Origin of the sequence: Rhodosalinus sp., from assembly GCF_041685465.1 — a bacterium.
Classification (GTDB): domain Bacteria; phylum Pseudomonadota; class Alphaproteobacteria; order Rhodobacterales; family Rhodobacteraceae; genus Rhodosalinus.
In genome coordinates this window covers 1-3,516 of the sequence record NZ_JAWLFS010000283.1, presented here as the reverse complement: position 1 = coordinate 3,516, position 3,516 = coordinate 1, and the positions used below count along the sequence as shown (strand labels likewise).

The following is a 3,516-nucleotide window of genomic DNA, read 5'->3' as shown; positions in this document are numbered from 1 at the left end:
TCCCTTGCCCGCGTTCGACGGCGCGGCCGCGCTCATCGACTGGCTGGCGGTGCAGCGCAACGACCTGGAGCCGCCCGCCCGCGCCCTTGCGCCCGAGATCGACGCCGCGCTCGCCGCGCTCGCGCGGGCGCCGGGCTGCCGCCTCGCGCGGATGTCGGGATCGGGGGCGACCTGCTTCGGCCTCTTCGTCGACGCGGCGGCCGCGGCCCGCGCGGCCGGGAGCCTTGCGCGCCCCGGCTGGTGGGTGCGCGCCGTGCGCCTCGGCGCTCAGTAGCGCCGCCGCACCTTCGTGCGCGACACGAGCGGTCGGTTCTTGCGCCGCTCGCGCAGGAAGACGAAGAGCCCCGCCCCCCCGATCAGCGCGATGCCCGCCCAGACCGGCCCGCTCGGCCATTCGCCGAAGACGAGCCAGCCCCAGAGCACGGCGAGCGGCAGCGCCGCGTATTCGAAGGGCGCGACGGTCGCCACGTCCGCCGCCCGGTAGGCGGCCGAGAGCGAATAGCCGATCACCGCAGAGCATCCCCCGAGCGCGAGGAAGAGCCAGACGTCGCCGCCCTCGGGCCGGACCCAGGCGCGCAGGAGAAAGACAAGGCTCTCGTTCTCCGCCCCCTCCGCGAAGCGCCCGTCGCCGGCCACGAGGAAAAAGCCCGTCGCGACGACGAGAAACGTGCCCTGGATGTAGATGGCCATCGCCGAGGCCTTCGCCGTCACGCCGAGCCTGCGGGTCAGAAGCTGCATCAGCGCATAGGTCAGCGCCGCCACCACCGGCAGCACGAGCACGAGGCGCGGCGTGTCGAGCGCCCCCTGCCACGGGCGCAGCATCACGAGAACGCCCGCGAAGCCCGCGACGACCGCGCCGAGCCGCCACGGCCCCACCCGTTCGCCCAGGAGCGGGATCGAGAGCAGCGTGATGAAAAGCGGGGCCGCGAAGAAAAGCGCCGTCGCCTCGGCCAGCGGCAGCACCGCGAGCGCGGCGAAGAACGTCATGTTCGCCACGACCACGAGCGCGCCGCGCAGCAGGTGCAGCGCCGGCCGGTCCACCCGCAGAAGGGCGACCCCGCCCTCCAGCCGCAGGAACAGGAAGCTGAAGCAGAGCCCGATGCAGGAGCGCACGAAGACCATCTGGTGCAGCGGATAGCCGCCCGAGAGCAGCTTGATCAGCATGTCGTTCAGCGAAATCGCCAGGATCCCCAGCAGGATGAAGCCGATCCCGCGGGCGGCGTCGTTCATGGCGACAGGACCGTCGGACGAAGTCACGGCGCGCACTCCTTTCCGCATGTCGCTAGCACCCCGGTGCGCGCGGCACCAGCCTGCGGGCGCCCTTGTTCGCCCCGGGGCACGGACTACACTGCCATCGGTCAGCAAGCGAGGCGCCATGTCCCCCATTCTCGAGATCTCGGATCTGCGCAAGACCTTCGAGGGCGGCGTCGAGGCGCTCTCCGGCGTGTCGCTCGAGGTCCAGCCGGGCGAGATCCTCGCGCTTCTGGGACCGAACGGTGCGGGCAAGACGACGCTCATCTCGACGGTCTGCGGCCTGACCGAGCCGAGCAGCGGGCGCGTGCAGGTGGCGGGCCACGACATCCAGCGCGACTTCCGCGCGGCGCGCCGCCTGATCGGCCTCGTCCCGCAGGAGATCGCGCTCGAACCCTTTCAGCGGGTCTGGGAGGGCATGCGCTTCTCGCGCGGGCTCTTCGGATTGCAGCGCGACGACGCGCATCTCGAAAGCGTGCTGCGCCAGCTTTCCCTCTGGGAGAAGCGCGACGCCCAGAGCCGCGCGCTCTCCGGCGGCATGAAGCGGCGCGTGATGATCGCCAAGGCCCTCGCGCACGAGCCGCGGGTGCTTTTCCTCGACGAGCCGACGGCGGGCGTCGACGTGGAGCTGCGCCGCTCGATGTGGGAGGTGGTCGAGCGGCTCAAGTCCGAGGGGGTCACCATCATCCTGACCACCCACTACATCGAGGAGGCCGAGGCGCTCGCCGACCGGGTGGGCGTCATCAGCCGCGGCGAGCTTCTGCTGGTCGAGGAGACCGGCGCGCTCATGGACCGGATGGGCCGCAAGGAGCTCACGATCGAGCTGCACGAGCCGCTGAACGCGGTGCCCGAGGCGCTCGCGGGCTATGGCCTGGCGCTCTCCGAGGGGGGCACCGCGCTCGTCTACACCTACGACCGGCGGTCGGAACGCACGGGCATCACGCGGCTTCTCGCCGACCTTCAGGCGGCCGGCCTGGCGCTGCGTGATCTCTCCACCCGGCAGTCGAGCCTCGAGGAGATCTTCGTCGGCCTCGTGCAGGAGGACGCCGCATGAACGCGGGCGCGATCTGGGCCATCTACCGCTACGAGATGGGGCGCTTCTTCCGCACGCTGGCGCAGAGCTTCATCTCGCCCGTCATCTCGACCTCGCTCTATTTCGTGGTCTTCGGCGCCGCCATCGGCTCGCGCATCGACGAGGTGGAGGGCGTGAGCTACGGCGCCTTCATCGTGCCGGGGCTCATCATGCTCACCGTGATGACGCAGGCGATCACCAACGCGAGCTTCGGCATCTACTTCCCGAAGTTCATCGGCACCATCTACGAGGTGCTCTCGGCGCCGGTGAGCTTTCTCGAGGTGGTGGCGGGCTACGTCGGCGCGGCGGCGACCAAGGCGCTCTTCATCGGCGTGGTCATCATGGTCACGGCGAGCTTCTTCGTGGAGCTGCGCATCGCGCACCCGGTGCCGATGGCACTCTTTCTCGTGCTCACCTGCGTGAGCTTCGCGCTCATGGGGTTCATCATCGGCATCTGGGCGAAGAACTTCGAGCAGCTCCAGCTCGTGCCGCTCCTGATCGTCACGCCGCTGGTCTTCCTCGGCGGCGCCTTCTACTCGATCTCGATGCTGCCCCAGGCCTGGCAGACGGTCGCGCTCTTCAACCCGGTGGTGTATCTCGTCTCGGGATTCCGCTGGTCCTTCTACGGCATGGCCGACGTGCCCGTGGGCGTCAGCCTGCTGGCCATCGCGGGCTTCCTCGCGCTCTGCCTCTTTGCTGTCTGGTGGATCTTCCGCACCGGCTGGCGCATCCGCGCCTGAGCGCCCCCATCATCTTGGCTCAAATACTCCGGGGGTGTGGGGGCAGCGCCCCCCCCCCCGAGAGAAACCAGGCGCGCGGCCCGCGCGCGCCGCCGCTCACCCGTCGGCGCGAATGCGCGCGTTTTCGGGGTCATGGGGGCTGTCGGGCTGCACCTCGGCGTCCCAGAGCCGGTCGAGCATCTTCACCTTGAGCTTGGTGCCCGGCGCGGCGTGTTCGGGCGCGACGTAGCCCATGCCGATGGACGTGCCGAAGGCGACGGAGTAGCCGCCGGAGGTCAGCCGTCCCACCCGCGTCTCGCCCGCATAGAGCGCCTCGCGCCCCCAGGGGTCGGCGTCCGCCGGGCCGTCGATCAGCACGGTCACGCATTTCGAGCGGATGCCGGTCGCCTCCATCGCGGCCTTGCCGCGGAACTCCTTGGAGAGGTCCACGAAGCGCGGCAGGTCGGCCTCGAG

At 70.4% G+C, this 3,516-nt stretch carries 4 protein-coding genes and 1 pseudogene; 3 read left to right on the top strand and 2 right to left on the bottom strand.

Translation table 11 applies throughout. From position 1 onward, the window contains the following. Positions 1 to 274: pseudogene (locus tag ACESL7_RS14435) on the top strand (4-(cytidine 5'-diphospho)-2-C-methyl-D-erythritol kinase); the annotation flags it as partial. Here the strand turns inward: ACESL7_RS14435 and ACESL7_RS14430 are convergent. Further along, on the bottom strand, positions 268 to 1,230 hold the full coding sequence (locus tag ACESL7_RS14430) for a DMT family transporter (RefSeq protein ID WP_372893999.1): 963 nt from the start codon (positions 1,228 to 1,230) through the stop codon (positions 268 to 270). The pseudogene ACESL7_RS14435 and the gene ACESL7_RS14430 overlap by 7 nt on opposite strands. Positions 1,231 to 1,375: 145 nt before the next feature. On the opposite strand from ACESL7_RS14430, the gene ACESL7_RS14425 reads away from it, so the two are divergent. Further along, a complete protein-coding gene (locus tag ACESL7_RS14425) occupies positions 1,376 to 2,305 on the top strand; it encodes an ABC transporter ATP-binding protein (RefSeq protein ID WP_372893998.1) in 930 nt (309 codons plus the stop codon). Further along, positions 2,302 to 3,063, top strand: coding sequence for an ABC transporter permease (locus ACESL7_RS14420; protein ID WP_372893997.1), 762 nt, complete (start codon positions 2,302 to 2,304; stop codon positions 3,061 to 3,063). Before ACESL7_RS14425 ends, ACESL7_RS14420 begins: the two co-directional genes overlap by 4 nt. A gap of 96 nt (positions 3,064 to 3,159) precedes the next feature. Here the strand turns inward: ACESL7_RS14420 and ACESL7_RS14415 are convergent. Beyond that, positions 3,160 to 3,516 (bottom strand): glycine cleavage T C-terminal barrel domain-containing protein (locus ACESL7_RS14415; protein WP_372893996.1); only part of this gene is annotated, 357 nt, incomplete at its 5' end.